We start from the raw sequence: 22,569 nt of genomic DNA, 5'->3' as shown, positions 1-22,569 counted from the left end.
GTGATGACGGGTAGATGACGCTTCACGGCAATTTCAGCGCGCGAGTGACATCGGCCCACGGCACAAACTTGAAGTTCTGGGTCTGCTCGGGCATGCGCTTGCGCCCGTCCTGCACCACCAGCATGCCTTTGCTCCACGGCCCGCCGAGGTTAATGGCGGTGACTTCCAGGCCATCGGTTTCCGATGCGCCGTCGATCCCGGCAGCCGCATTCAGGCCGACGCGGAATGCACCGTGCATGGCAAACGGCGGTTCGGCATCCACCACCAGGTAGCTGTCATTGCCCTGGCTGGAAATCACCAGGTAGTCACGCTCATTACTCTGGTACAGCGCCAGCCCCTCGACATCCGCATGCAGTTGCGGGCCGACCTTGATCACGCTGGTGAGCGTGGCGGGTTGGTCGCCGCGGGCATCCACCGCCCACACACCCACGTCTTCCTCTCCCAGGAAAAGACGCTGGCGCTGGTCGTCAGCCACGCAGCCTTCGGGTTGACTGTCGACTTTGAACTGGCGCACCAGCTTGCCCTGCACCCGACCGTCCGGCGCGCTCAGGCGGTATTGCAGGAAGGTGCCGTCCTTGCCGTTGGCGATCGCGTAGATCTCACCGCTGGCGGGCTGGAACAGGCAGATGCCGTAGATTTCCTTGAGCGGCGTGGGCACTTCACCGGCTTCGCGCAGCTCGCCGGTTGTGCGGTCGATGCTGAACAGGCTCAGGCTGTTGTGATCGCGGTTGCTCGCCACGGCGAGGTCGACCGTTTGAGCGCCGAGCTTGAAGTTGGGACGGACATCGACGTTGTTCAGCCGACCGACCGCCAGTTCCTGCAACAGCTTGCCGTCGAGGTCATAGGCCAGCAGGCCCTGCTTCTTGTTGGTGCCGAGCACGCGGCTTCTCTCGGGTTGCTCGGGGTGAATCCAGATTGCCGGGTCATCCGCCGCATCGCCCTGGCGGCCGACCGGGTCGGTTTGGCGCACAGCAGCGACTTCAGGTAGCACTGGCTCCACCGTCACCGGCTTGGCCTGCCAGTTGACTGTGCCTTGGTAAAGCTTGCCAGTGTCGTCATCACGCACCAGCACTTGCTGGCCATTGATGGTCAGTTGCTCCGGTTCTTTGAGACCCGGCAGCGTCAGGCTGGCGTGTTCGATCCAACGCTCACCGTTGTGTTGGAACAGGTGCAGTTGGGCGGTCTTCGGATCAAGCGCGACCACTGCGCCCGACACCAACGCCATAGCGCCGGCTTCGCGCTTGGGATTGTCGAACAGCGCCACGGGCGTGCGTTTTACCTCAGCCTCAGGGTGCGCCGGGTAAGCCCACCAGCCGACGTTTTCTTCATTGACGACCAATTGTTGGGTGGCATCATCCACCTGGCAGAACTGCGCCGAGGGCGGCAGCGGCACACCGCGTACGCGTTGTGGCTCGCTCACCAGCGTCGAACCGTTACCCACCAGCCATTGCTCGCCCTTGCCCTCCTCGCCTACCAGGAACACATACAGGTTGGCCGCCGCGTCGCGGTACAGGCACAGGCCGTTCACCGCGTAGTCGCGGGTGGGCAGGTACAGCGGCTTACCAAAGCTTTTGCGCGAAGGATCAAGGCTGACCAGCAGCGCTTGCTGGCGGTCGTTGTCGAGGCTGGCCACCAACACCTGGGCGCCGGCGGCGCGGGTGTCAAGGCCGGTGAAATTGCCTTTGAAGCGAGCCAGTTCCACGCCTTTGCTATCGAGCAATTGCAGGCCGTCGCGGGGGCTGGCAGCGAGGCGTTCGGTGGCGTTGGGCAGGAAGGCAATCGCTTCGGCGTTGAGCCTTGGTGCCCAAGGGGCCAGGGCCAGATCGGCGGCGACTACGTGGCCACAGGAGGCCAGGGCCATCAGCAAATACAGCTTGGAAATTCTCATGAACAAACAAATCCTTCGAACACAGTGAAGATCAACGGTGGGAGCTGGCTTGCCTGCGATGCAGACACCTTGTTGTGTCAGGCAGACACCGTCGATGAAATCGCAGGCAAGCCAGCGCCCACATTTTGAAATGCAGTACTTATTAGAAATGGGTAAAGGTCAGGCCCACTTTGTAGGTGGGGCCGTACTCCTCGTACTGGCCGTTGTAGCTGCGGTGGCCGGTGTAGACGAAGTACGACTCATCGGTGAGGTTCTGGGCCTCGAAGCTGACTTGCAGGTTCTTGGTCAGCGAGTAGCGCGCGCTGAAGTCGACAAAGGTCTGCGCATCAACGTGCAGGTCATGGGCCTTGTCGTTGATCGAGGCCAGCTCGTAGAGGTAAGCCGATTTGTAGTTGGCCGACAGGCGCAGGCTGAGCGTGTCGTCCTCCCAGCCGAGCATCAGGTTGCCCACGGTGTCGGACTGGTTGGGCAGGCTGATGTCGCGTTTGCGGCTGGAACCGCTGGCGGCATCAAAGCCTTCGATATTCGCACTGGAGCGGCTGAAGGTGCTGTTGGCGCCGATCAGCAGGCCATTCCAGGGCGCGGCCAGCCAGTCGAACTTCTGTGAGTAGGCCAGTTCCAGGCCGTACAGCTTGGCGCTGTCGCCATTGGCGTAGGTGTGCGCCTCGGCGAAGTTGGTCCAGGCGCCGGTGCCCGCTACGTCGGTGTTATAGACGAAATTCTTGATGTCTTTGTAGAACACGAACGCCGAGACGGTGCCCGCGCGCCCCATGAAGTGCTCAATGCCCAGGTCCAGGTTGCTCGACTCCAGGGGCTTGAGGTCCGGGTTGCCAAAGGTGGCTTCGTCATCGTCGATCACAAAACCCGGAGCCAATTGGCCAAAGGTTGGGCGCACCACGGATTTGGTCCAGGCGGCACGTACTTGCGTGTTCTTGTCGATCCGGTAACGCGCATGCAGGCCCGGCAGCCAGTGGTGATAGCGCCGCTTGGTTTCGGTGGCAGTGAACGCGCCGTCGGTGGCACCGGTGCCCTTGGCTTCGAACTCGGTACCCTCGTAGCGCAGGCCGGCGATGAAGCGCCAGTCATCAATGTCGACGGTATTCATCAAGTAGCCGGCGTTGATGTCTTCGCTGATGGTGTAGTCGTTGACCCGCGATTCGGTCTCGTCATAGAAATCCGCAGCGTTGAGGCTGCCGATCAGTTGCTTGATGCCGCTGGCGCTGATGCCGGGGCCGTAGTTGCCGAGGCGGTAGTCGACGTTGCCCTTCTGGAACTGGGAGAGGTTGAGCGAGTCGGCCGTAAAGCCGAAGGTATCGAAGTCTTGGTAGACCCAGGCCTCCAGGTCGTTGTCCTTATTGCGGCGGCTGACCTTGCCGCCGAATTTGACCTGGGACGCATAGCCGCTCAGGTCGTAGTCGCGGGCCAGGTCCAGGCGCAGGTTTTTCTCGGTGTCCTTGGTGTTCTGTTTTTCCCAATCGACTTTGTCGAGGGTGAAGTTTCTGGCGTCGTAGAAGCCGCTGCCGATGATCGGGCGTGGCTTGTCCTTGTCGTAGAAGCCGCTGTTGGCAACGTCGCCGCCGTCGAACGTAGCGCCAGCGATGTGCGCCGGGCTGTCTTCGCTGGACTGGCTGTAGCCGGCCTGGCCGCTCAGGGTCCACAGGCCAAACATGCGTTCGCCGCCGAACACGTAGGACTGGATTTCCTGGGTTTCTTCACGGTTTTTCAGCTTGCGCTTGGCCTCGGCATCGCCCAGCTCGCCGGGCGCTTGGGGGTCGGCAAATTCGAGGCTGGTGGAGTTGCGGGTCTCGGTGTCTTTGTAGCGGCTGTACAGGGTGCGCAGGTAGTAGCTGCTGAGGTCATCGGGTTTGTAGTCGAAGTTCAGGCCGCCGCCCGCGCGTTCGCGGCTGATGTCGTAGTCGCGTTGTTCGAATTCATTGAGCTTGGCGCCGTTGGTGAAGTCCCAGGCGCCGCCGGTTTCGACGTTGTCCGAGCCGAAGTCACGCTTCTGCCAGCTCAGCGCTGCGGCCACGCCGAAGTTGTCGATGCCGTCGCCAAGGCTGAAACGGTTGCTGGCGGCGCCGGAGAATTTCGGGCTGGTCTGGCTTGTATTCTTGTCGTAGCTGGCTTCGGTGCTGCCGGTGTAGAACAGGCCTTTGTGATCGAAGGCCGAGAGGCTTTGCACGTCAACGGTTCCGCCAAGGGAGTTGGCGTCCATGTCCGGGGTGAGTGTCTTGATCACCGACAGCGACTGCACCAACTCCGACGGCAACACATCCAGGGCCACGGCACGGCGGGCACTTTCCGGGGCGGGCACCAGGGTGCCGTTGATGGTGACGCTATTGAGGTCCGGGCCCAGGCCACGCACGCTGACGAAGCGCCCTTCGCCCTGGTCGCGCTCGACGCTGATACCGGGCAGACGCTGCGCCGCTTCGGCGACGTTTTCATCCGGCAACTGTGCCACGCCGTCAGCATGCACCACGCTCTTGATGCTGTCGGCACTGCGCTGTTCCTTGAGCGCCTGGTCAATGGCAGCAGCCTGGCCGATCACTTCGACGTGCTCGGTGTTGGTGGCCTCGGCTGCGTTCAGCCGCTCGCTGGCCATCGCCAGGGTCAAGGCAGTAAGCGTGAAGCTGACGAGCCCGGTGCGCTTGTACATGCAATCCTCCCCAAGAATCCGTTGGCGCCAGGCAAGAGGCCCGGCAACTGGGAGGGCACGCTAGGGGTGGGGGATGACGATTCTGTGACAGGTCTGACGTGTGAAGCCCTTAAACCGGGGTTTAGCGCGAGTTCGAGCATACAAATGAGCTGAAATGACCTCGGTCAAACTGTGCGGGCTTGCTCGCTCCCACATTTGAACGGTGTTTGCCTGTGGATTGTGTTTATGCCGTGAGCTGATTCGACCCCTCCCCACCGTCACGCAACCGTCACATCCATCTGCTGTGCTGGCGCCCACGACTGAATCATCAGAGGACTCGCGGCCATGTTTTCCGTGCTCAAACCCCACCGCTGGAAACTCTCGCTGCTGCTGATCGCCGCCAACCTCGGGCTGATCCTGCACCTGGCCTGCGGCGAGTTGAAAAGCTTCAGCGAGTGGGTGTGGCTGGACATCTTCGGCGAAGGCGGATCCGCGCTGTTGGCATTGGTCTGGCTGGGCCTGGTGCTGAAGAGCCGCCCGGCCGGGCGCGTCACCAACTACCTGGCGCTGGGCCTGTCGTGCATCTTCTTCTCGTGGTGGATCGACAGCCTCGACGAATTCATCCGCCTGCCTGACAGCATCACCTGGGACCACTGGCTCGAATCCGGGCCGATGCCGGTGGGCATGATCCTGCTGACCATCGGCATCTACCACTGGCATCGCGAACAACTGGCGATCAGCGCGCAGATGGAAAAGCGCGAGCGGCTGTTCCGCGAGCATCGGTTGTTCGACAAACTCACGCCGCTGGCCGGCGCCGACTATCTCAAGCGCCAGTTGGCCGACAGCCTGCAAGATAGCCTCGACCAGCAACAACCGCTGTCCTTGCTGGCTCTGGACCTGGACAACTTCGCCGCGATCAACCAGGCCTACGGGCATGCCGAGGGTGATGCAGTGTTGCAGGCCCTCAGCCATTTGCTGTTGCTCAACCTGCGTCGCCAGGACCTGCTGTGCCGCCTGGCCGGCGATCGTTTTGTGGTACTGCTGCCCAATACCGGCGAGCGCCAGGCCAAGGAGCTTGCGCTGGAGTTGCAGCAAGCAGTGCGCGGCCTGGCGCACAAGACCCGGCAACAAGGCGAACGCCTGCAACTGGCGGCGACCACTGCGGTGGTGATGGCACTGAACGAGCCGCCCCACGATTTGCTCAAGCGCCTTAACCTGGCGCTGGCCCATGCCAAGCAGCCCCTGGCGAAAAGTGCCTGAGATGGCCGTTAAGACCAACTGGTATGAAGCCGACAGCCGCTTCATACCCGGGCACTATCAACCCGCCACGCTGATCGACCTGGCGTTGTCCCGGGACATCGACAGCCATCGCCTGCTGCGCGGCACCGGGCTGTTCCACGAGGATATCCTGGCCGGCAACGCGCGACTGAGCCCACAACAGTTTCTCGGTTTGATCGGCAACAGCCGCAAGTTGCTGGACGCCGACGACAGCAGCTTCCTGTTCGGCCAACGCTTGCTGCCCGGCTATTACGGCGCGGCCAGCCATGCCCTGGGCCATGCGCAGAACTTGCATCAGGCCCTGGAAATCCTGATCCAGCAACAGGTGCTGCTCAGCCCGTTGGTCACGCTGCAACTGGAACTGGATGAGCACCATGCCTACCTTTACTGGCTGGACAGTTGCGGCGCCGGCGAGCACTGGCGCTTTTTGCTCGAAGCCAGCACGACCTCGCTGGTTGCAATGAGCCAATGGCTGAGCGGCGAGCGTCTGCCGTGGGCGTGCAGTTTCAGCCATGCCGAGCCGCGTTATGTTGAGCAGTATTGGGTGCATCTGGGCGAAGAAACGCGCTTCGAACGGCCGCTGGACATGATGAGCATCCCCCGCGAATACCTCACCCGCACGTGGCCCGGCGCCTCGGCCACGGCCGGCCAGGTGGCGCGCCGACAAGCCCGCGAGCAGAGCGAACAGTTGGGCTTTGCCGGCAGTTTTCTCGACTGCCTCAACGACTACCTGCGCGAGCAGGTGCGCCAGCCTCCCAGCCTGGAACAGGCCGCGCACGCCTTCGCCATGAGCCCGGCGACCCTCAAGCGCAAGCTGCACAAACACGACACCGGCTTTCAGCAGCAGGTGGACCGCGTGCGCAAGCAGGTGGCGCTGCACCTGTACCAGGTCAAGGGTTACAGCAATGATGAAGTGGCGGCGTACCTGAACTTCAACGATGCGGCGAACTTCCGCCGCTCATTCAAGCGCTGGACCGGCAGTACGCCAAACTTGATCCGGCAGTTGTTCAACAGCCGCTAGCCAGGCATTCACGCAGGAACTCCACCAGCGCCTGCACCGGTCGCGAGCTCTGCCGGTGTTGCGGGTAAACGGCCGAAAGCGTCAGGGCTTCGGGGGCGAAGTCATCCAATACGCTGACCAGGCGGCCGTCCTTTAACGCATCGCCGACGATAAACGTCGGCAGGTACGTCACGCCCAGCCCGGCGATGGCGGTATCGCGCAGCAGGTCGCCGTTATTGACGCGCATGCGCCCGCTGACATTCAGCGCCTGCACCTTGCCTTTGAAGCGCCATTGCACCTGGCGGCCATGGCCATAAGGCAGGCAATCGTGCTGGGCCAGGTCCTCGGGCTGCAACGGCGTACCGCGCAGGGCCAGGTACCCGGGGCTGGCGCAGTACACCCGTGGGATGCTGGCAATACGGCGGGCGATCAGGGTGGAATCTTCCAGGGTGCCAATGCGCAGCACCAGATCGTAGCCCTCGCCGATCAGGTCCACGGGGCGATCGCTTAAGTCGACTTCCACCGACACCTGCGGATGGCGCTGCAAAAACTGCGGTAACAGGCAGCCCAAATGGGCCATGGCAAACGACAACGGCGCGCTGAGGCGAAGGGTGCCGCGTGGCTCGCTGTTCTGCCCGGCAATGCCCTGCTCCACTTGCTCGACGTCACTGAGCAGGCGCAAGGCGGATTCGTAATAAGTCTGGCCGAGTGGCGTGACATCCAGGCGGCGTGTGGAACGGTTGAGCAGGCGCACGCCCAGGCGATCTTCCAGCTGGATCAGGCGGCGGCTGACGAACTGCTTGGACAGGCCCAACTGTTCGGCGGCGGCGGTAAAACTGCCGGACTCCATGACCTGGCAGAACAGGCGCATGTCTTCAAAGGGGTTCATTGTCGCTTCTCGGTGGACATTTGTGGTTTTTATAGCGGGTATGTCGCCACACCACAAATCAAGTGTGGGAGCTGGCTTGCCTGCGATAGCGGTGTGTCAGCCAACATTGCTGTCAGCTGACACACCGCCATCGCGGGCAAGCCCGGCTCCCACAGGGTTCAGCGGTGTTCTGTGGCGCAGCTTACTTGGCCGTAAACGCCGAGTAGCTGTTCATCAGGTTGCGGTAGTTAGGGATGCGCGGCGACAGCAGGTTGGCCAGGCCTTCCATGTCGTTGCGCCAGTCAACTTGCAGCTCGCAAGCCACGGAGAACCAGTTCACCAGTTGGGCACCGGCGGCGGTCATGCGCGCCCAGGCCGCTTGTTGCACGGTTTCGTTGAAGGTGCCGGAAGCGTCGGTGACCACGAACACGTCGAAGCCTTCATCCAGGGCGCACAGGGTTGGGAACGCCACGCAGACGTCAGTCACTACGCCGGCGATGATGATCTGCTTGCGGCCGGTCGCCTTGACGGCCTTGACGAAATCTTCGTTGTCCCAGGCGTTGATCTGGCCAGGGCGCGGGATGTAAGGCGCGTCCGGGAACAGGCCTTTGAGCTCTGGGACCAGTGGACCGTTAGGGCCGCTTTCAAAACTGGTGGTGAGGATGGTCGGCAGATTGAAGAACTTAGCGACGTCGGCCAGGGCCAGTACGTTGTTCTTGAATTCGTTCGGAGAGAAGTCCTGTACCAGCGAGATCAGGCCGGTCTGGTGATCGACCAACAGGACAACGGCGTCATCTTTGTTCAAGCGCTTGTAAGTCATGGGGTAACTCCTGTGGGATGTAGGGGATTCAGAAAGCAAAGCACGAGCAGCCAAACGCACCCCAGAAACCCTGGAAGTCGCTGACCGGCACGCTGCAAAGACGCGCCTTTTCATGGCTGTGGGCATGCACGCCGCACGGGCCGCTGCATTGGTGAACTTGAGCTTGCAAAGGCGAACTTGGACGCCAGTGACCCGGCACCTTGACCACCGGCGACCAGTCCGGCAGCACCGGAACCCGTGGCGGTGCGTAATCTTCGAAATCGCCGGCGCCGTAGACCACCTTGCCGCCGACCACGGTCAGTACCGATTCGATCCACTTGATGGCTTCTTCATCGACACTGAAAAAGTCCGCCGACAGTGCCGCCACATCCGCCAATTGCCCAACCTTGATCTGGCCCTTCTTGCCCTGTTCAGACGAGAACCAGGCGCTGCCATGGGTGAACAGTTCCAGCGCGGTGAGGCGCGGCAGGCCTTCGGCGTGTAGCTCCAGGCCGCCGACGGTGCGGCCGCTGACCATCCAGTACAACGAGGTCCATGGGTTGTAGCTCGACACCCGCGTGGCGTCAGTGCCGGCCCCTACCGGTACGCCTTCGGCCAACATGCGCTTTATCGGCGGCGTGGCTTCGGCAGCTTTGGCCCCGTAACGCTCGACGAAGTACTCGCCCTGGAACGCCATGCGGTCCTGGATCGCAATCCCGCCGCCGAGGGCACGCACGCGCTCGATGTTTTTCGGGGTGATGGTTTCGGCGTGATCGAAGAACCACGGCAAACCGTTGAACGGGATATCGCGGTTGACCTTCTCGAACACGTCGAGCATGCGCGAGATGGATTCGTCATAAGTTGCGTGCAGACGGAACGGCCAGCGCTGCTCCACCAGATGGCGCACCACCGGCTCCAGCTCCTGTTCCATGGTCAGCGGCAAGTCGGGGCGCGGCTCAAGGAAGTCTTCGAAGTCCGCCGCCGAGAACACCAGCATCTCGCCCGCGCCGTTGTGGCGCAGGTAGTCATCGCCCTGGTGCAGGGTGACGCTGCCAGTCCAGTTTTTGAAGTCGCTGAGTTCTTCCTTGGGCTTTTGGGTGAACAGGTTGTAGGCGATGCGCACCGTCAACTGTTCGTCCTTGGCCAGTTGTTCGATCACCGCGTAGTCATCGGGGTAGTTCTGGAAACCACCGCCGGCATCAATGGCGCTGGTGAGCCCCAGGCGATTGAGCTCGCGCATGAACTGGCGGGTCGAGTTGACCTGGTATTCCAGCGGCAGTTTCGGGCCCTTGGCCAGGGTCGAATACAGGATCATCGCGTTAGGCCGCGCTACCAGCATGCCGGTGGGATTGCCGTTGCTGTCACGCACGATCTCGCCACCCGGCGGGTTTGGCGTGTCCTTGGTGTAGCCGGCCACACGCAGCGCGGCACGGTTGAGCAAGGCGCGGTCGTAGAGGTGCAGCACGAACACCGGAGTATCCGGCGCGGCCTGGTTGAGTTCTTCCAGGGTTGGCATGCGCTTTTCAGCGAACTGGAATTCGTTCCAGCCACCGACCACACGCACCCATTGCGGCGTAGGGGTTCGATCAGCCTGGTCTTTGAGCATGCGCAAGGCATCGGCCAGGGACGGCACACCTTCCCAGCGCAGTTCAAGGTTGTAGTTCAGGCCCCCACGGATAAGGTGCAGGTGCGAGTCATTGAGGCCAGGGATGACGGTGCGGCCCTTGAGGTCGATGACCTTCGTGCCGCTGCCACGTAGCGCCATGGCTTCACCGTCGGCGCCTACGGCAACAAATCGCCCCTGGCTGATGGCGACAGCGGTTGCACGTGGGTTCTCACGGTCCACGGTGTGGAACTGGCCATTGAACAGAATCAGATCGGCGTTCATAGGGTTTCCTTAACAGAGGTTTCAAGCCAGGGAGCGAACAGGCGGGTAGCCGCCGGCATCAGCAGGTACACCACAAGCACAACGATCGTCACGGTGACCAGGAAGGTGGCGACTACATAATTGGAGAGGAACGGGTGCAGGCGCAGTACCGGTCCCCAGATGATCGGCACCAGCAGGGTCAGCGGCAGGATTACAAACAGCGTGACCACTGCCTGCTTCCAGCGTGGCGGCTTGGGGGTGTTTTCAGTTTCGGGGTTGAACCAAAATTCGTTGACCGTGCCGATTTCGGTGTTGTCGCCGTCGGCGAGCATCGGGGCGGCTTCGGCAATCAGGGTTTTGCGCTCGGACGAGTGGAGCCAGGTTTCCAGGTCGTCGGTGGAGCGGTAGCGCAATATGCAGGTGAACATCGCCAGCTTGCCTTGCTTGCCGCGGACCACATCGACGCCCAGATGGCCAGGACGGTCGCCGGCGATGCGCACGATGCGGCGTAGCCAGGCTTCGTAATCGGCTTCACGGCCTTGTTTGATCAGGTGTTTGACCACCAGGGTGACGACTTCATCGGAGCCTGGTTTTGGTGCTGGGTCCATGGGGTGCCCCTCTGCCTTGATGTTTCAGCGGTGAGGCTAGTTTGCAGGGGTGTGGGGTGGGGAAAATTGGATGTACGTGCTGTTTGGGGGGGGGGGGTTGGGTTGGGTTGGGTTGGGTTGGGTACACATATCCGTTATTTAGGTAACGGCCACCTATGGTTCCGCTCTTACAGCGGGTCACTTTCGAAAAGCGCGAAAGTAACCAAAGCGCTCTTGCCCCAACACTCGGCACCTCGCTTAGGCTCGGTGTGCCCGTAATCCGACATGGATTTGGGGGGCCGCCGCCACGCGCCATCCATGGCGCGGGGCGGCTAAACCGGCATCCCTGCCGGTTTACCCCCCAAATCCATGTCGAATTCCGGCCAGCGTGTTTGACGGGGCGCCTAAGATCAAGATCACAAGCCAGATCAAGAGCAGATCAAGAGCAGATCAAGAGCAGATCAAGAGCAGATCAAGAGCAGATCAAGAGAAGGTTGATATCTGCCTGATGAATGGAGATCCAAATTGTGTGAGCTGGCTTGCCTGCGATGCAGGCAACTCGGCAGGACGCCGGGTTACCCACGGATTCAAGCCTTCGTTCGGGCACACCGAGCCTAGGCGAGGTGCCGAGTGTCGGGGCAAAGCGTTTTTGGTTACTTTTTGCGCTCTTCAAAAAGTGACCCGCTGTAAGAGCGGAACCGTAGGTGGCCGTGACCTAAACAACGGATATGTTTACAAAAAACAGCGCTTCACCCCGGCAACGGAATCACCCGCAACGCCCGCACCGACTTATAAGAAAAACTGGAGTAAATCTCCTTAACACAAGGCAACGTCTGCAACACCTCCCGCGCAAACTCGCCAAACGACTCTAGATCCTTCGCCACCACTTCAAGCAAAAAATCATACCGCCCCGACACGTTGTGACACGCCACAATCTCCGGAATCTCCAACAACCTTTGCTCAAACGCCCGGGCAATTTCCTGGGTATGACTCTCCATCATGATGCTGACAAATGCCGTCACCCCATACCCCAGCGCCTTGGGCGAAAGAATCGCCTGATACCCGCTGATCACCCCGCTCTCTTCCAGGTTTCGCACCCGCCGCCAGCACGGCGAGGTGGTCAGGGATACGCGGTCGGCCAATTCGGCCACTGTGAGCCGGGCGTTGCCTTGCAACGCGTTTAAAAGAGCCTTGTCGGTACGATCCAGACTGACGGGCATAACGTGCCTCTGTTCGTTATTTTTATAGGACTTTCATCCAAAAATGCAGGAATTAACAGCAAATAATGCAACGTTCATCTCTGGTTATGAGCATAGCATTGTAGGAAATAGGGAGCGCCCGACATGAACAATAAACACAATGCACTCGGCTTTTCTACCCGCGCCATCCACCATGGCTATGACCCCAAGGACCACCACGGCGCGCTCGTGCCACCGATTTACCTGTCAGCCACCTTCGCTTTCCCTACCGCCGAATATGGCGCCGCCTGTTTTGCCGGTGAAGCCAGTGGCCACTTCTACACACGCATTTCCAACCCGACCCTGGCGTTGTTGGAATCGCGCATGGCGACCCTGGAAAACGGTGAGGCGGCGGTGGCATTCAGCTCCGGCATGGGCGCGATTGCGGCGACGTTCTGGACCCTGCTGCGGCCCGGCGATGAAGTGATCGTCAGCCAGACCCTCTACGGCTGCACCTTCGCCCTGCTGCACCATGGCATCGGCGAATTCGGGATCAAGGTGCGGCACGTCGACCTGACTGACCTGGCCGCCCTGCAAGCCGCACTCTGCCCCGCCACCCGCATGATCTACTGCGAAACCCCGGCCAACCCCAACCTGCAACTGGTGGATATCGCCGCCGTGGCGGCTCTCGCCCACCAGCAGCCCAACGTGACCGTAGTGGTCGACAACACCTACTGCACGCCCTACCTGCAGCGCCCCCTCGACCTGGGTGCCGATGTAGTGGTGCATTCGGCGACCAAATACCTCAGCGGCCACGGCGATATCACCGCGGGCATTGCGGTGAGCAACCAGACCCTGGCTCAGCGTATTCGCCTGCAAGGTCTCAAGGATCTGACCGGCGCAGTGATGTCGCCCCAGGACGCCTCGCTGTTGATGCGCGGCCTCAAGACCCTGGCCCTGCGCATGGAGCGCCATTGCAGCAACGCTCAGGCGGTGGCCGAAGCCCTGCAGGCGCACCCGGCCGTGGAGCGGGTGACGTATCCAGGGCTGCGCGCCTTCCCACAATACGAACTGGCGACGCGCCAGATGAAAATGCCCGGGGGCATGATTGCCTTTGAACTCAAGGGCGGCCTCGAGACGGGACGTCGTTTCATGAATGCACTCAAGCTGTTTACCCGCGCGGTCAGCCTGGGCGACGCAGAGTCACTCGCGCAGCACCCGGCGAGCATGACCCATTCCACCTACACTCCGGAGGAACGCGCCCGGCACGGGATCAGCGAAGGGCTGGTGCGTCTGTCGGTGGGGCTTGAGGACGTTGCGGACTTGCTGGCGGATGTGCAGCAGGCACTGGCCAAGTGCGCGCGCGCCGCGCCGCGTCGTACTCAATTTGTGAGTGTTTGAGCCGATCTTTTCAGATTGGATCCCCTTCCCGCCGCCACGCTGTACTAGCATAGGTCCCGGCGGGAAGGACTATCACGGCAGGTTGTTCGCATTGGCTAGCCTCTCAATCCCCGCCGCTATAAAGCCGAGTACCTGCACGCCTCATGGACGAATTGATGAACGCACACTTGTTCCCTCATATTGGCAAGGTCATCGCCAGCACCGGCAGTCGCCATTTCCCACGCATGCTGCATGACCTCATCCTCACCCAACTGGCAGTGGACGCCACCCATATCACCCAATTGCAGGTCAGCACCGACGGGCACCCCCGCCGCAAGATCAGCCCGGTCTATACCGACTCGGTGGCAACCCTGAACGGGGAACGGCACGCCGCGCAATTGCACCTCACCCGCCACAAGGACGACGTACGCTACGTGCTGTCGGTGTATCGCTCACACCCGTCAGACAATTTCTCGCCGCAGGAACGCAGCCTGCTGCAGGACTTCTCCACACTGCTGTTGCCCTTGGTGGAAAAGCACATCGCGGCAATCCACCCGTGCCGTCAAGACCGCGACCCGGTGATGCCGCAAAACCAGGCTATCGAAACCCTGCGCCGGCGCATTGAAGAGCGGTTGGTACAGTCGGGGTTAACGTTGTCCAACCGTGAGCTTGAGGTGTGCCTGGGGCTGCTGGCCGGGCGCACGGCGCCGGAGCTGGCAGAGCAGTTGGCATTGAAAGTCAATACCATTGAGAGTTACTTGAAACGCGCAGCGATCAAGCTGGGGATCAGTGGGCGGCATTCGTTGTTGCGGTGGCTGTATTCGACGGAGGATGACGCGGCTGCACATCCATGAAGCACCGCTGCCCCTAGGGCGCTGGCTTGTCGGGGCGCAGCCGGGCACTCAAACCTCGCGCGGCTTCAGCTTCAGATGCCGCGCATACCAGGGCCGCTTTGGCACTCGCTTGAATAGCCCCTGCAACATGCCGTCGTCTTCGCCAAAGGTGATCCGCAGCGCCAGCTTCATGGTCTCCGGGTCCATTTCCATCGACCGCCCCCTCTGCAACCCCGGCGTCGTACTGCAGCCATGCGTGTCCGGGCCCAGCCACGGGTCTCCCACCTCGACCCAGCGGCCCGGCGCGAACCAGGCCACGCCGTTGACTTGCATGCGGCGGACTTCACCCGGATTGAAGCGCTCATGGGCGCGAAACCAGTCTTCGATACGGTCGTCGATCCAGCCGTGAAAGTGCCAGAACACCGGGTTCACGTGGGAGGAAAATGGGTCGCCGAGAAAGTCGTTCTGCGCCGTGTACCAGCGTGGGGCGAAGTCGGACGGGTCACGGGCGAACGGCACCGGCGCACCGTTGGAGGGGTCACGCGGCACCGAGGCCCAGCGCATGTGCAGCCAGTCGTGCAGGCCCAGTTCCATCTCTGAACCCAACTGCCCGAGTGTCAGTTTGGACAAATAGCGGGGGTCGCGGTACTGCGACTCCCACACCTGAAAGTTGCTGTGATAGGTCTCGGCGGCCTTGATGTCGCTGACCCACTGGGTGTAGGCGCTGTCATCCGGCGCCGACCACGTGGGCGGCAGCGCGAAGCCGTCGTGGTTGTCGAAGTAACGCAGGAAGCCCAGTCGATCACGCTCCAGCGCCGGCTGCGGTTCGGGGAATTGCGGCCACGAGGGCAAATCCTGCAGGGCGCGCGCGGTGCCGAGCATGTGCCGGTGCATGAAGAAGAAGTCGATGCCCGAGCCGTTGCGGTCTTTGCGCGTGCCCCGGGCGTCGCGCTCCTGGCCCCGCGGGCCGGGTTGCCAGCCGATGCCGCGCAGAGCGTCGCGTTTTTCTTCGGAGAGTTTGTGCCATTGGTCGCGGGTGGCGTGCCACAGTTGGTGGAACAAGCGGTGCTCGGGAGCAATCAGCCAGGCCAACAGGGCCGGGTTGAGGCCGATGCGTTCGCGCGCTTCAGGAAACGCTTGCTTGTGGGCGATAAAACGATTGTCGCGCTCAACCAGCGCGAGCGGCCGGTCCAGCTCAAGAATCTGCCCGCTGAGGGTGCCGCTGCCGGCATTGGCGAAGTTGGCCCAGACCTCATCAAGGGTCATCTTGAATTCGTAGGCGGGTAGGCCATCGGCCGAGTCGCGGTCGATCAACCGCCAATACAGCACGGCACCCTCACCCGTCAGCAGGTCCCCGAGCACCCGGTAACGAGGCTCACCCTCAGCGCGCAGGTTGGCGGCAGTGTCCAGGTAGCCGCGCAGGCCGCGCCCCCGGGGGGCAATGTCGAGCAGCAACATCAGGCCTTGCAACGGTAAGCGCTTGAGGCCCGCGTCGCGACCTTCCAGTCGTAGGTTCCAGACCCCTCGCAGGGTGTTCGCCAGGTGCTGGCCGGCGGTGTCGGCCAGGTCCACCGTGGCTTCGCCGGGGGTGATGGGGAATTCTTCTTCGCGCGTCAGCTCGCGATGGGCATAGAAGGCTGCTGGCACCGCAGCGCCTGTCAGCGCCAGGCCTGCGATGAACCCACGTCGAGAGATGGTCATTGTCTACCTTAGGAAACGGCTTTATCAGAGCTAGAACGTTTGCACGCCGGGGAAATTTACCGGCGCGCCCTCGCCGCCTAAATTTCCCCGCCCATCACTCGTTCTTCCCTGATAGCAAAGGCCTCAACTGACTGAGATGGCAATGACAAAACCACGTTCGAAAAAGGCGTTGTATATCGGCTTGCCGCTGGCACTCGCCATTGGCGCCGGGGCCGGCTTCCTGGCCTGGGATCACTGGTTCAGGGGCAATGCCGGCTACCCGCTGGAGGTGATCAAGCAGGCCAATGAAATGCAGGATCGCCTGTTGTCATTCGACAGCCATATCACCGTGCCCCTGGATTTCGGCGGCATCGACAACGAGGCAGACAAAGATGGCAACGGCCAGTTCGACCTGGCCAAGGCGGCGCGCGGGCGCTTGTCCGGCGCGGCCCTGACGATTTTTGGCTGGCCGGAAATCTGGAACGGCCCCAACGCCCCGCACAAGCCCACCGACGGTTTTGTCGAAGAGGCACGCCATGAGCAAGAGGTGCGCTTCAAGATCATCTCCGGCATGGTCCGCGACTTTCCCAACCAAGTGGGCATTGCCTACACCCCGGACGACTTCCGGCGCCTGCATGGCGAGGGCAAGTTCGCGATCTTTATCAGCATGCTCAATGCCTACCCCTTGGGCAACGACTTGAACCAGCTGGACCTGTGGGCCGCACGCGGCATGCGCATGTTCGGGTTCAGCTATATCGGCAATAACACCTGGTCCGATTCTTCGCGCCCACTGCCATTTTTCAATGACTCCGCCGACGCACTCGAAGGTTTGTCGCCGATTGGCCAGCAAGCCGTGCACCGCCTCAACGACCTGGGCGTGATCATCGATGTGTCGCAGATGTCGACCAAGGCCCTCGAGCAAGTGGCGCAGCTGAGCCGCACGCCGATGGTGGCCTCCCATTCAGCGCCACGCGCGTCGGTGGATATCCCGCGCAACCTCAGTGACAAGGAACTGCAACTGATCAAGAACAGCGGCGGCGTGGTTCAGGTCGTGGGGTTCCCGGCGTATCTACGCCCCTTGAGCCAGCCGACCCAAGACAAACTCAATGCCCTGCGCGCACGTTTCGACCTGCCTCCCCTGCCCAACCTGGCCATGGCCTTGATGCCGGGCGACGCGATCATTGCCGCCTGGCCCGAGCAGAAGTTCGGCCAATATGCCCAAGGCCTGTACGGCATTCTTGAAGAGGAGCCCAAGGCCACGCTCAAGGATTGGGGCGACGCCGTCGACTACACGGTGCGCAAGATCGGGATTGATCATGTCGGCATCGCCTCGGACTTCAACGACGGCGGCGGCATCCAGGGCTGGGACAACGTCGGCGAGATACGCAACGTGACCGCCGAACTGATCCAGCGCGGCTACTCCGAAGCCGATATCGCCAAACTGTGGGGAGGCAACTTCCTGCGCGTGTGGGACCAGGTACAAAAAGCCGCCAAGCCATTGGCCAACCGCTAATCACTTAGAAGCACGTCCATGACCGACCGCCGTACGTTCCTCAAGCAGGCGGGTGTATTTGCCGCCAGCCTGCCACTGGGCGCCGCGCTGCTCCCGCAAGCAATCGCCGCCAACACCACAGATGCCCCATGGACGGGCCTCAAGCAGCTGTTCAACCAAGACCCGGATTACCTGCACTTCTCCAACTTTCTGGTGGCTTCGCACCCCAAGCCAGTACGCGAGGCCATCGAGCGTTACCGGGTGCAGATCGACCGCAACCCAGGGCTGGCGATGGATTGGGACCTGCAAGAAACCTGGAAGCGCGAAGGCCAGGTACGTGAGTGGGCCGGCCGCTATTTGCAGGCCACCCCTGCACAGATCGCCCTCACCGGCAGCACTTCGGAAGGGTTGGCGATGATCTACGGCGGGATCAAGGTACGGCCCGATCAGGAAATCCTTACGACCGTCCACGAGCACTACGCCACCCAACATGTGCTGGACTATCGCGCACTCAAAGAAGGCACCCAGGTGCGCCGGATCACGTTATTCGAAAGCGCCCACCGCGTGTCCGCCGACGAGGTGCTGGGCAACATCCAGCGCCATATCCGCCCCAACACCCGCGTGCTCGGCATGACCTGGGTGCAGTCCGGCAGCGGCGTAAAACTGCCCATCGGCGAGATCGGCACGCTGGTGGATGAACACAACCGCAACCGCGACGACCAGGACCGCATCCTCTATGTGGTGGATGGCGTGCATGGTTTCGGCGTGGAAAACCTCGACTTTCCGGACATGCATTGCGACTTTTTCATCGCCGGCACCCACAAGTGGATGTTCGGCCCGCGCGGCACCGGGCTGGTCTGCGCCCGCGACCCCGAAAACAAATACGTGACACCGATGGTGCCGACCTTCTCCGAAGAGAAGGACTTCGCCACCATCATGACCCCGGGCGGCTACCACGCCTTCGAGCATCGCTGGGCGGCGGATGAGGCGTTCAAGCTGCACTTGCAACTGGGCAAGGCGCAGGTGCAGGCACGCATTCGTGAGTTGAATACCGAACTCAAGGAGCAGCTGTTGGCACAGCCGCAGATCGAACTGGTCACGCCGTGCAGCCCCGAACTGTCGGCCGGCTTCACCTTCTTCCGCGTCAAGGGAAGGGACTGTGATGCCGTCGCGGCCAACATGATGAAACGCCGTGTGGTGATCGACGCGGTGAACCGTGATGTCGGCCCGGTAATCCGCACCGCCCCTGGCCTGCTCAATTCCTCCGATGAAATCCAGCGTTTCATGACCTTGCTTCGCCAGCAGGTGTGACGCTCACCCTTTTTTCTTTGAACGAGATGCCCATATGAATCCATCCCGACTCAAACCCCTCACGGCACTGGCACTGACCGCCCTGTGCGGCGCACTCCTGCCCAACCTGGCCCAAGCCGCCGCGCCGCAACCCGGCAAAGTGTTCAAGGACTGCAAGGACTGCCCGGAGATGGTGGTACTCCCCGCCGGCACCTTCACCATGGGCACCTCCGAGGGCGAAGTCGGCCGCGAGCCGGACGAAGGCCCGTTGCATGAAGTGACCTTCGCCAAGCCGTTCGCCATGAGCCGCTTTCATATCACCGCCGGTGAGTGGGACAGCTACATCCGCCAGACCGGCGTGAACATCGCCGATGGCGACACCCGCCCCGGTCGCGAATGCATCGCCAGCAAGCCGCGTTACCCCCAGGGCCCACGCCAACCGGCGGTGTGCATGGACATGGACGACATCAAGCAGTACGTGGCCTGGCTGTCGAAGAAAACCGGCCAGCAGTACCACATGGTCAGCGAAGCCCAACGCGAATACGCCGCGCGCGCGGGCTCGACCGGGCCGTTCCCCTTCCCGTTCGATGAGGGCAAGGGCTACAGCATCGCCAAGCATGCGAACACCTATGGCCCGGCCGATGGCTACAGCTATTCCTCACCCGTGGGCAGCTACCCGCCGAATGCCTTCGGCATGTACGACATGCATGGCAACGTGTATGAGCGCGTGGCTGACTGCGAACATCCCAACTACATCGGTGCGCCTACCGATGGCAGTGCGTGGGTGGAGCCGAACTGCGAGGGCTACATGATTCGCGGCAATGACTGGGGCGAGGCGCCGGTGTTTTCGCGCTCGGGCAACCGCAACACCATCTACCCGCAGACGCGGGGGGATTGGATCGGGTTTCGGGTAGTGCGCGACCTGTAACACGGACACCCTTCAATGTGGGAGCTGGCTTGCCTGCGATGGCGGCAGGTCAGCTAACATCAATGTGTCTGACCCACCGCCATCGCAGGCAAGCCAGCTCCCACATTTGGACCGCATGCCTCAGGAAAATTGCGGTCAGCCCTTCTGCGCCAACAACGCCAACCCTTCATGCAGCGCCGGGAACAGGCTGTTGTTGAAGTTGTTCCAGCGCAACTCAAGGATGGTGTCATCCGGCGCGATCTCAGTCTTGAGCACGTCGTGGAACACTTCGCCCGAGTCAATACCGTTGTCCACGTAGTGGAACGAGGCACCGGTGAGGTACAGCGGCTCGGAGGGCGTGGTGGTTTTGGTCGCCCAATCCGTGACCGTCAGCCCCCGCGCACCGTACAGGGCGTTCCAGGTGGCATAGGCGCCACGGCGCTCGTACGGCGATTCGATGCGGGTAATGCCGGGGTGGATGTTCATGATGCGACGGGCAAACGGCGCGCCCGGACGCACCAGTTCATCGAGAATCACCAGCAGGCCGTCGAGCACCACGATGTCCGCTTTCAATTCCACCAGCGTGTCGTGCAGGCGGCGCTCGAAGTCCTGCTTGCCGGCGATGTGTTCTGCGCTGCCCCGTGGCAAGCGCCGGTAGGTGGACGGCACGCTCAGCAGCAAGTCATTGACCAGCCGGCCTTGCACGCGCAGGTCGGCCGGGTACAGCCATTGGCGGCCCGGCTGGTAGGCAAAGCCGTAGTCGCTGACCAGTTGCTGGTCACGCGGGTTCTGCTCGTCATCGTCGTACACCACCCCCACCAAATGGTAAGCCTCACCCAGCGGCGTGTCGTTCAGCGCCCCCACCAGGGATTCCAACACCGACATCATGTAGCGCTCGTGGTCTTTGTAGGCCACCGGCTGCCCGGCCTTGTCAGCCGCGGCATTGCGCAGGGACCACACGTACACCAGATTCTTTTTGGTCATTGTTTCGCTCTCGCTGGATAGATCAGGCACGCGCCAATGCGCGTGCGCCTACACCACAAGAACGAACCAGCCGCCGCGCAATTTATCCGCCACCGCCACCACTGAGCGCACCGAGCTAAATAGTCGCGCCAATCCTTCGTTTGTCATGGGTAAGGGTCTGTGTGCCCAGCCCCCTCTTGTTCACTTTCCGGGAAGTATTTATGACCGACCCCAAGCGCGGCGCCTTCAACGGTTTGCTCGCATTGCTCAGGCCCTTTCGCGCCATCGTCAGCGTCTCCGTCGCCCTGGGCATGGCCGGCGGCCTGGCCATCACCTTTTTGCTGGCGACCATCAATAATGCCCTGCACTCGTCCACCGGGATGACGCAGGGGGTGATTCTGACGTTTGCGGCGTTGTGTGTGCTGGCGCTCACCAGTTCGATCGTCTCCGATATCGGTACCAACTATGTGGGCCAGCGGATCATCGCCGCCCTGCGCAAGGACCTGGGTGAAAAGGTGCTGTCGGCGCCCATCGAGCAGATCGAACAGTATCGCTCCCACCGTCTGATCCCGGTGCTGACCCACGATGTCGACACCATCAGCGACTTCTCCTTCGCGTTCACGCCTTTGGCCATTGCCGCCACGGTGACGCTGGGCTGCCTGGGCTACCTGGCGTACCTGTCGGTGCCGATGTTCCTGATGATGGTCGTCGCCATCGTGATTGGCAGCGCCGTGCAGTTCATCGCCGGCGGCAAAGGTATCCAAGGCTTCGACCTTGCACGCAGCCATGAAGACGAATTGCAGCGTTATTACAACGCCATCGCGTCCGGCGCCAAGGAACTGCGCATGCATCGGCCACGGCGCTTTCGCATGAACACCCACCGTATCCAGGAAACGGCGGATCGCATCAGCGATATCCAGGTGCGTTCGGTCAACATCTACATCCTCGCCAAGACCTTCGGCTCGATGCTGTTCTTCGTGGTCATCGGCCTGGCCCTGGCGATGCAGGCCTATAACCCGAACCCGGACCCGGCCGTGATCACCGGCTTCGTGCTGGTGCTGTTGTACATGAAAGGCCCGCTGGAACACCTGCTGGGTTACCTGCCCGTGGTGGGCAAGGCGAAGATTGCCTTCGGGCGTATCAGCGAGCTGTCGGAGCGCTTCTCCTCTCCTGAACCGCACCTGCTGATGGATGACAGCGAGGCGCCGACACCGATCGTCAACAGCCTTGAACTGCGAAACGTGAGCTACAGCCCTCCGGCCGTGGAAGGCAGCGAACCGTTTCACCTGGGGCCGATCAACCTGAGCATTGCCCACGGCGACATCGTATTTATCGTCGGCGAAAACGGCAGTGGCAAGACCACGCTGATCAAATTGCTGCTGGGGCTCTACCCGCCGCAGTCCGGTGAAATCCTGCTCAACGGCAAGGCCGTGACCGACCCCGAGCGCGATGACTATCGCCAATTGTTCACCACGGTATTCGCCGACTACTACCTGTTCGACGACCTGGTCCAGGGCAGCGCCACCCAGTCACTGGACAGCGCCACTAAATACCTGGAACGCCTGGAGATCGCGCACAAGGTCAGCGTCAAGGACGGTGTGTTCAGCACCACCGACCTGTCCACCGGCCAGCGCAAGCGTCTGGCACTGGTCAACGCCTGGCTGGAAGAACGCCCAGTGCTGGTGTTCGACGAATGGGCCGCCGACCAGGACCCGGCCTTCCGCCGGATTTTCTATACCGAGCTGCTGCCGGACCTCAAGCGCCTGGGCAAAACCATCATTGTGATCAGCCATGACGACCGCTATTTCGACATCGCCGATCAGTTGGTACGGCTGCGCGCCGGCCAGGTAGTGCATGAAATGGAGCCTGCATGAAATTTTCTTTTCCGGTTTTCCGAAGTAGGAACGTCTCACTAGTGGTAATG

At 61.8% G+C, this 22,569-nt stretch carries 17 protein-coding genes; 8 read left to right on the top strand and 9 right to left on the bottom strand.

Translation table 11 applies throughout. The features are described 5' to 3' along the window. Positions 1-22: 22 nt before the first annotated feature. Both AACY44_RS14945 and AACY44_RS14940 read right to left on the bottom strand, forming a co-directional pair. A complete protein-coding gene (locus AACY44_RS14945) occupies positions 23-1,888 on the bottom strand; it encodes a phytase (RefSeq protein ID WP_339420411.1) in 1,866 nt (621 codons plus the stop codon). A 142-nt stretch (positions 1,889-2,030) separates the two neighbouring features. Further along, positions 2,031-4,544: a TonB-dependent receptor gene (locus AACY44_RS14940; RefSeq protein WP_339530527.1), complete on the bottom strand. Its 2,514-nt coding sequence runs from the start codon at positions 4,542-4,544 to the stop codon at positions 2,031-2,033. A 324-nt stretch (positions 4,545-4,868) separates the two neighbouring features. On the opposite strand from AACY44_RS14940, the gene AACY44_RS14935 reads away from it, so the two are divergent. After that, on the top strand, positions 4,869-5,783 hold the full coding sequence (locus tag AACY44_RS14935) for a GGDEF domain-containing protein (protein ID WP_339420409.1): 915 nt from the start codon (positions 4,869-4,871) through the stop codon (positions 5,781-5,783). 1 nt (position 5,784) lies between these two features. Next, positions 5,785-6,822, top strand: coding sequence for an AraC family transcriptional regulator (locus AACY44_RS14930; protein WP_339439467.1), 1,038 nt, complete (start codon positions 5,785-5,787; stop codon positions 6,820-6,822). Here the strand turns inward: AACY44_RS14930 and AACY44_RS14925 are convergent. The 5 genes from AACY44_RS14925 to AACY44_RS14905 form a co-directional block, all read right to left on the bottom strand. After that, positions 6,809-7,690 carry a LysR family transcriptional regulator gene (locus AACY44_RS14925; protein ID WP_339420407.1) on the bottom strand — a complete coding sequence of 294 codons (882 nt, stop codon included), beginning with the start codon at positions 7,688-7,690 and terminating at the stop codon, positions 6,809-6,811. The genes AACY44_RS14930 and AACY44_RS14925 overlap by 14 nt on opposite strands. 181 nt (positions 7,691-7,871) lie before the next feature. Continuing rightward, positions 7,872-8,489, bottom strand: a complete 618-nt coding sequence (gene ycaC, locus AACY44_RS14920) for an isochorismate family cysteine hydrolase YcaC (RefSeq protein WP_339457383.1) — start codon at positions 8,487-8,489, stop codon at positions 7,872-7,874. Positions 8,490-8,517: 28 nt separating this feature from the next. Beyond that, positions 8,518-10,356, bottom strand: coding sequence for an amidohydrolase (locus AACY44_RS14915; protein ID WP_339457382.1), 1,839 nt, complete (start codon positions 10,354-10,356; stop codon positions 8,518-8,520). After that, positions 10,353-10,943, bottom strand: coding sequence for an antibiotic biosynthesis monooxygenase (locus AACY44_RS14910; RefSeq protein ID WP_339420404.1), 591 nt, complete (start codon positions 10,941-10,943; stop codon positions 10,353-10,355). The genes AACY44_RS14915 and AACY44_RS14910 overlap by 4 nt, the downstream gene beginning before the upstream one ends. Before the next feature lie 728 nt (positions 10,944-11,671). Further along, on the bottom strand, positions 11,672-12,142 hold the full coding sequence (locus tag AACY44_RS14905; protein ID WP_016976082.1) for an Lrp/AsnC family transcriptional regulator: 471 nt from the start codon (positions 12,140-12,142) through the stop codon (positions 11,672-11,674). Positions 12,143-12,265: 123 nt separating this feature from the next. Between AACY44_RS14905 and AACY44_RS14900 the strand changes: the two genes are divergently transcribed. Together AACY44_RS14900 and AACY44_RS14895 are read left to right on the top strand one after the other, a co-directional pair. Continuing rightward, a complete protein-coding gene (locus AACY44_RS14900; RefSeq protein ID WP_339420403.1) occupies positions 12,266-13,501 on the top strand; it encodes a methionine gamma-lyase in 1,236 nt (411 codons plus the stop codon). 155 nt (positions 13,502-13,656) lie between these two features. After that, on the top strand, positions 13,657-14,334 hold the full coding sequence (locus AACY44_RS14895; protein ID WP_339420402.1) for a response regulator transcription factor: 678 nt from the start codon (positions 13,657-13,659) through the stop codon (positions 14,332-14,334). Positions 14,335-14,382: 48 nt separating this feature from the next. On the opposite strand, the gene pvdP is transcribed toward AACY44_RS14895, so the two are convergent. Beyond that, positions 14,383-16,014: a pyoverdine maturation tyrosinase PvdP gene (pvdP, locus tag AACY44_RS14890; protein ID WP_339456182.1), complete on the bottom strand. Its 1,632-nt coding sequence runs from the start codon at positions 16,012-16,014 to the stop codon at positions 14,383-14,385. A 142-nt stretch (positions 16,015-16,156) separates the two neighbouring features. On the opposite strand from pvdP, the gene pvdM reads away from it, so the two are divergent. From pvdM to pvdO, 3 genes are read left to right on the top strand one after another with little or no spacing between them, the layout of a single operon-like run. Further along, entirely contained in the window at positions 16,157-17,506 is a 1,350-nt protein-coding gene (pvdM, locus tag AACY44_RS14885) for a pyoverdine-tailoring dipeptidase-like protein PvdM (protein WP_339420400.1), read from the top strand. A gap of 18 nt (positions 17,507-17,524) precedes the next feature. Continuing rightward, positions 17,525-18,796 (top strand): pyoverdine-tailoring periplasmic protein PvdN, encoded by a 1,272-nt coding sequence (pvdN, locus tag AACY44_RS14880; RefSeq protein WP_339530523.1) that lies wholly within the window; start codon positions 17,525-17,527, stop codon positions 18,794-18,796. Between the two features lie 34 nt (positions 18,797-18,830). Further along, entirely contained in the window at positions 18,831-19,703 is an 873-nt protein-coding gene (gene pvdO, locus AACY44_RS14875) for a dihydropyoverdine dehydrogenase (protein WP_339530521.1), read from the top strand. 135 nt (positions 19,704-19,838) lie between these two features. Here pvdO and AACY44_RS14870 read toward each other — a convergent pair whose 3' ends face one another. After that, on the bottom strand, positions 19,839-20,666 hold the full coding sequence (locus AACY44_RS14870; protein ID WP_339530519.1) for a N(5)-hydroxyornithine transformylase PvdF: 828 nt from the start codon (positions 20,664-20,666) through the stop codon (positions 19,839-19,841). Between the two features lie 200 nt (positions 20,667-20,866). Here AACY44_RS14870 and AACY44_RS14865 point away from each other — a divergent pair, with 200 nt between their 5' ends. After that, on the top strand, positions 20,867-22,519 hold the full coding sequence (locus AACY44_RS14865; protein WP_339530517.1) for a cyclic peptide export ABC transporter: 1,653 nt from the start codon (positions 20,867-20,869) through the stop codon (positions 22,517-22,519). Positions 22,520-22,569: the final 50 nt, after the last annotated feature.

Source organism: Pseudomonas sp. RA_15y_Pfl1_P11, from assembly GCF_963970975.1.
In the GTDB taxonomy this organism is placed as follows: domain Bacteria; phylum Pseudomonadota; class Gammaproteobacteria; order Pseudomonadales; family Pseudomonadaceae; genus Aquipseudomonas; species Aquipseudomonas tritici.
Note: the sequence above shows the minus strand (reverse complement) of the source record. Positions and strands in the feature narration are given on the sequence as shown.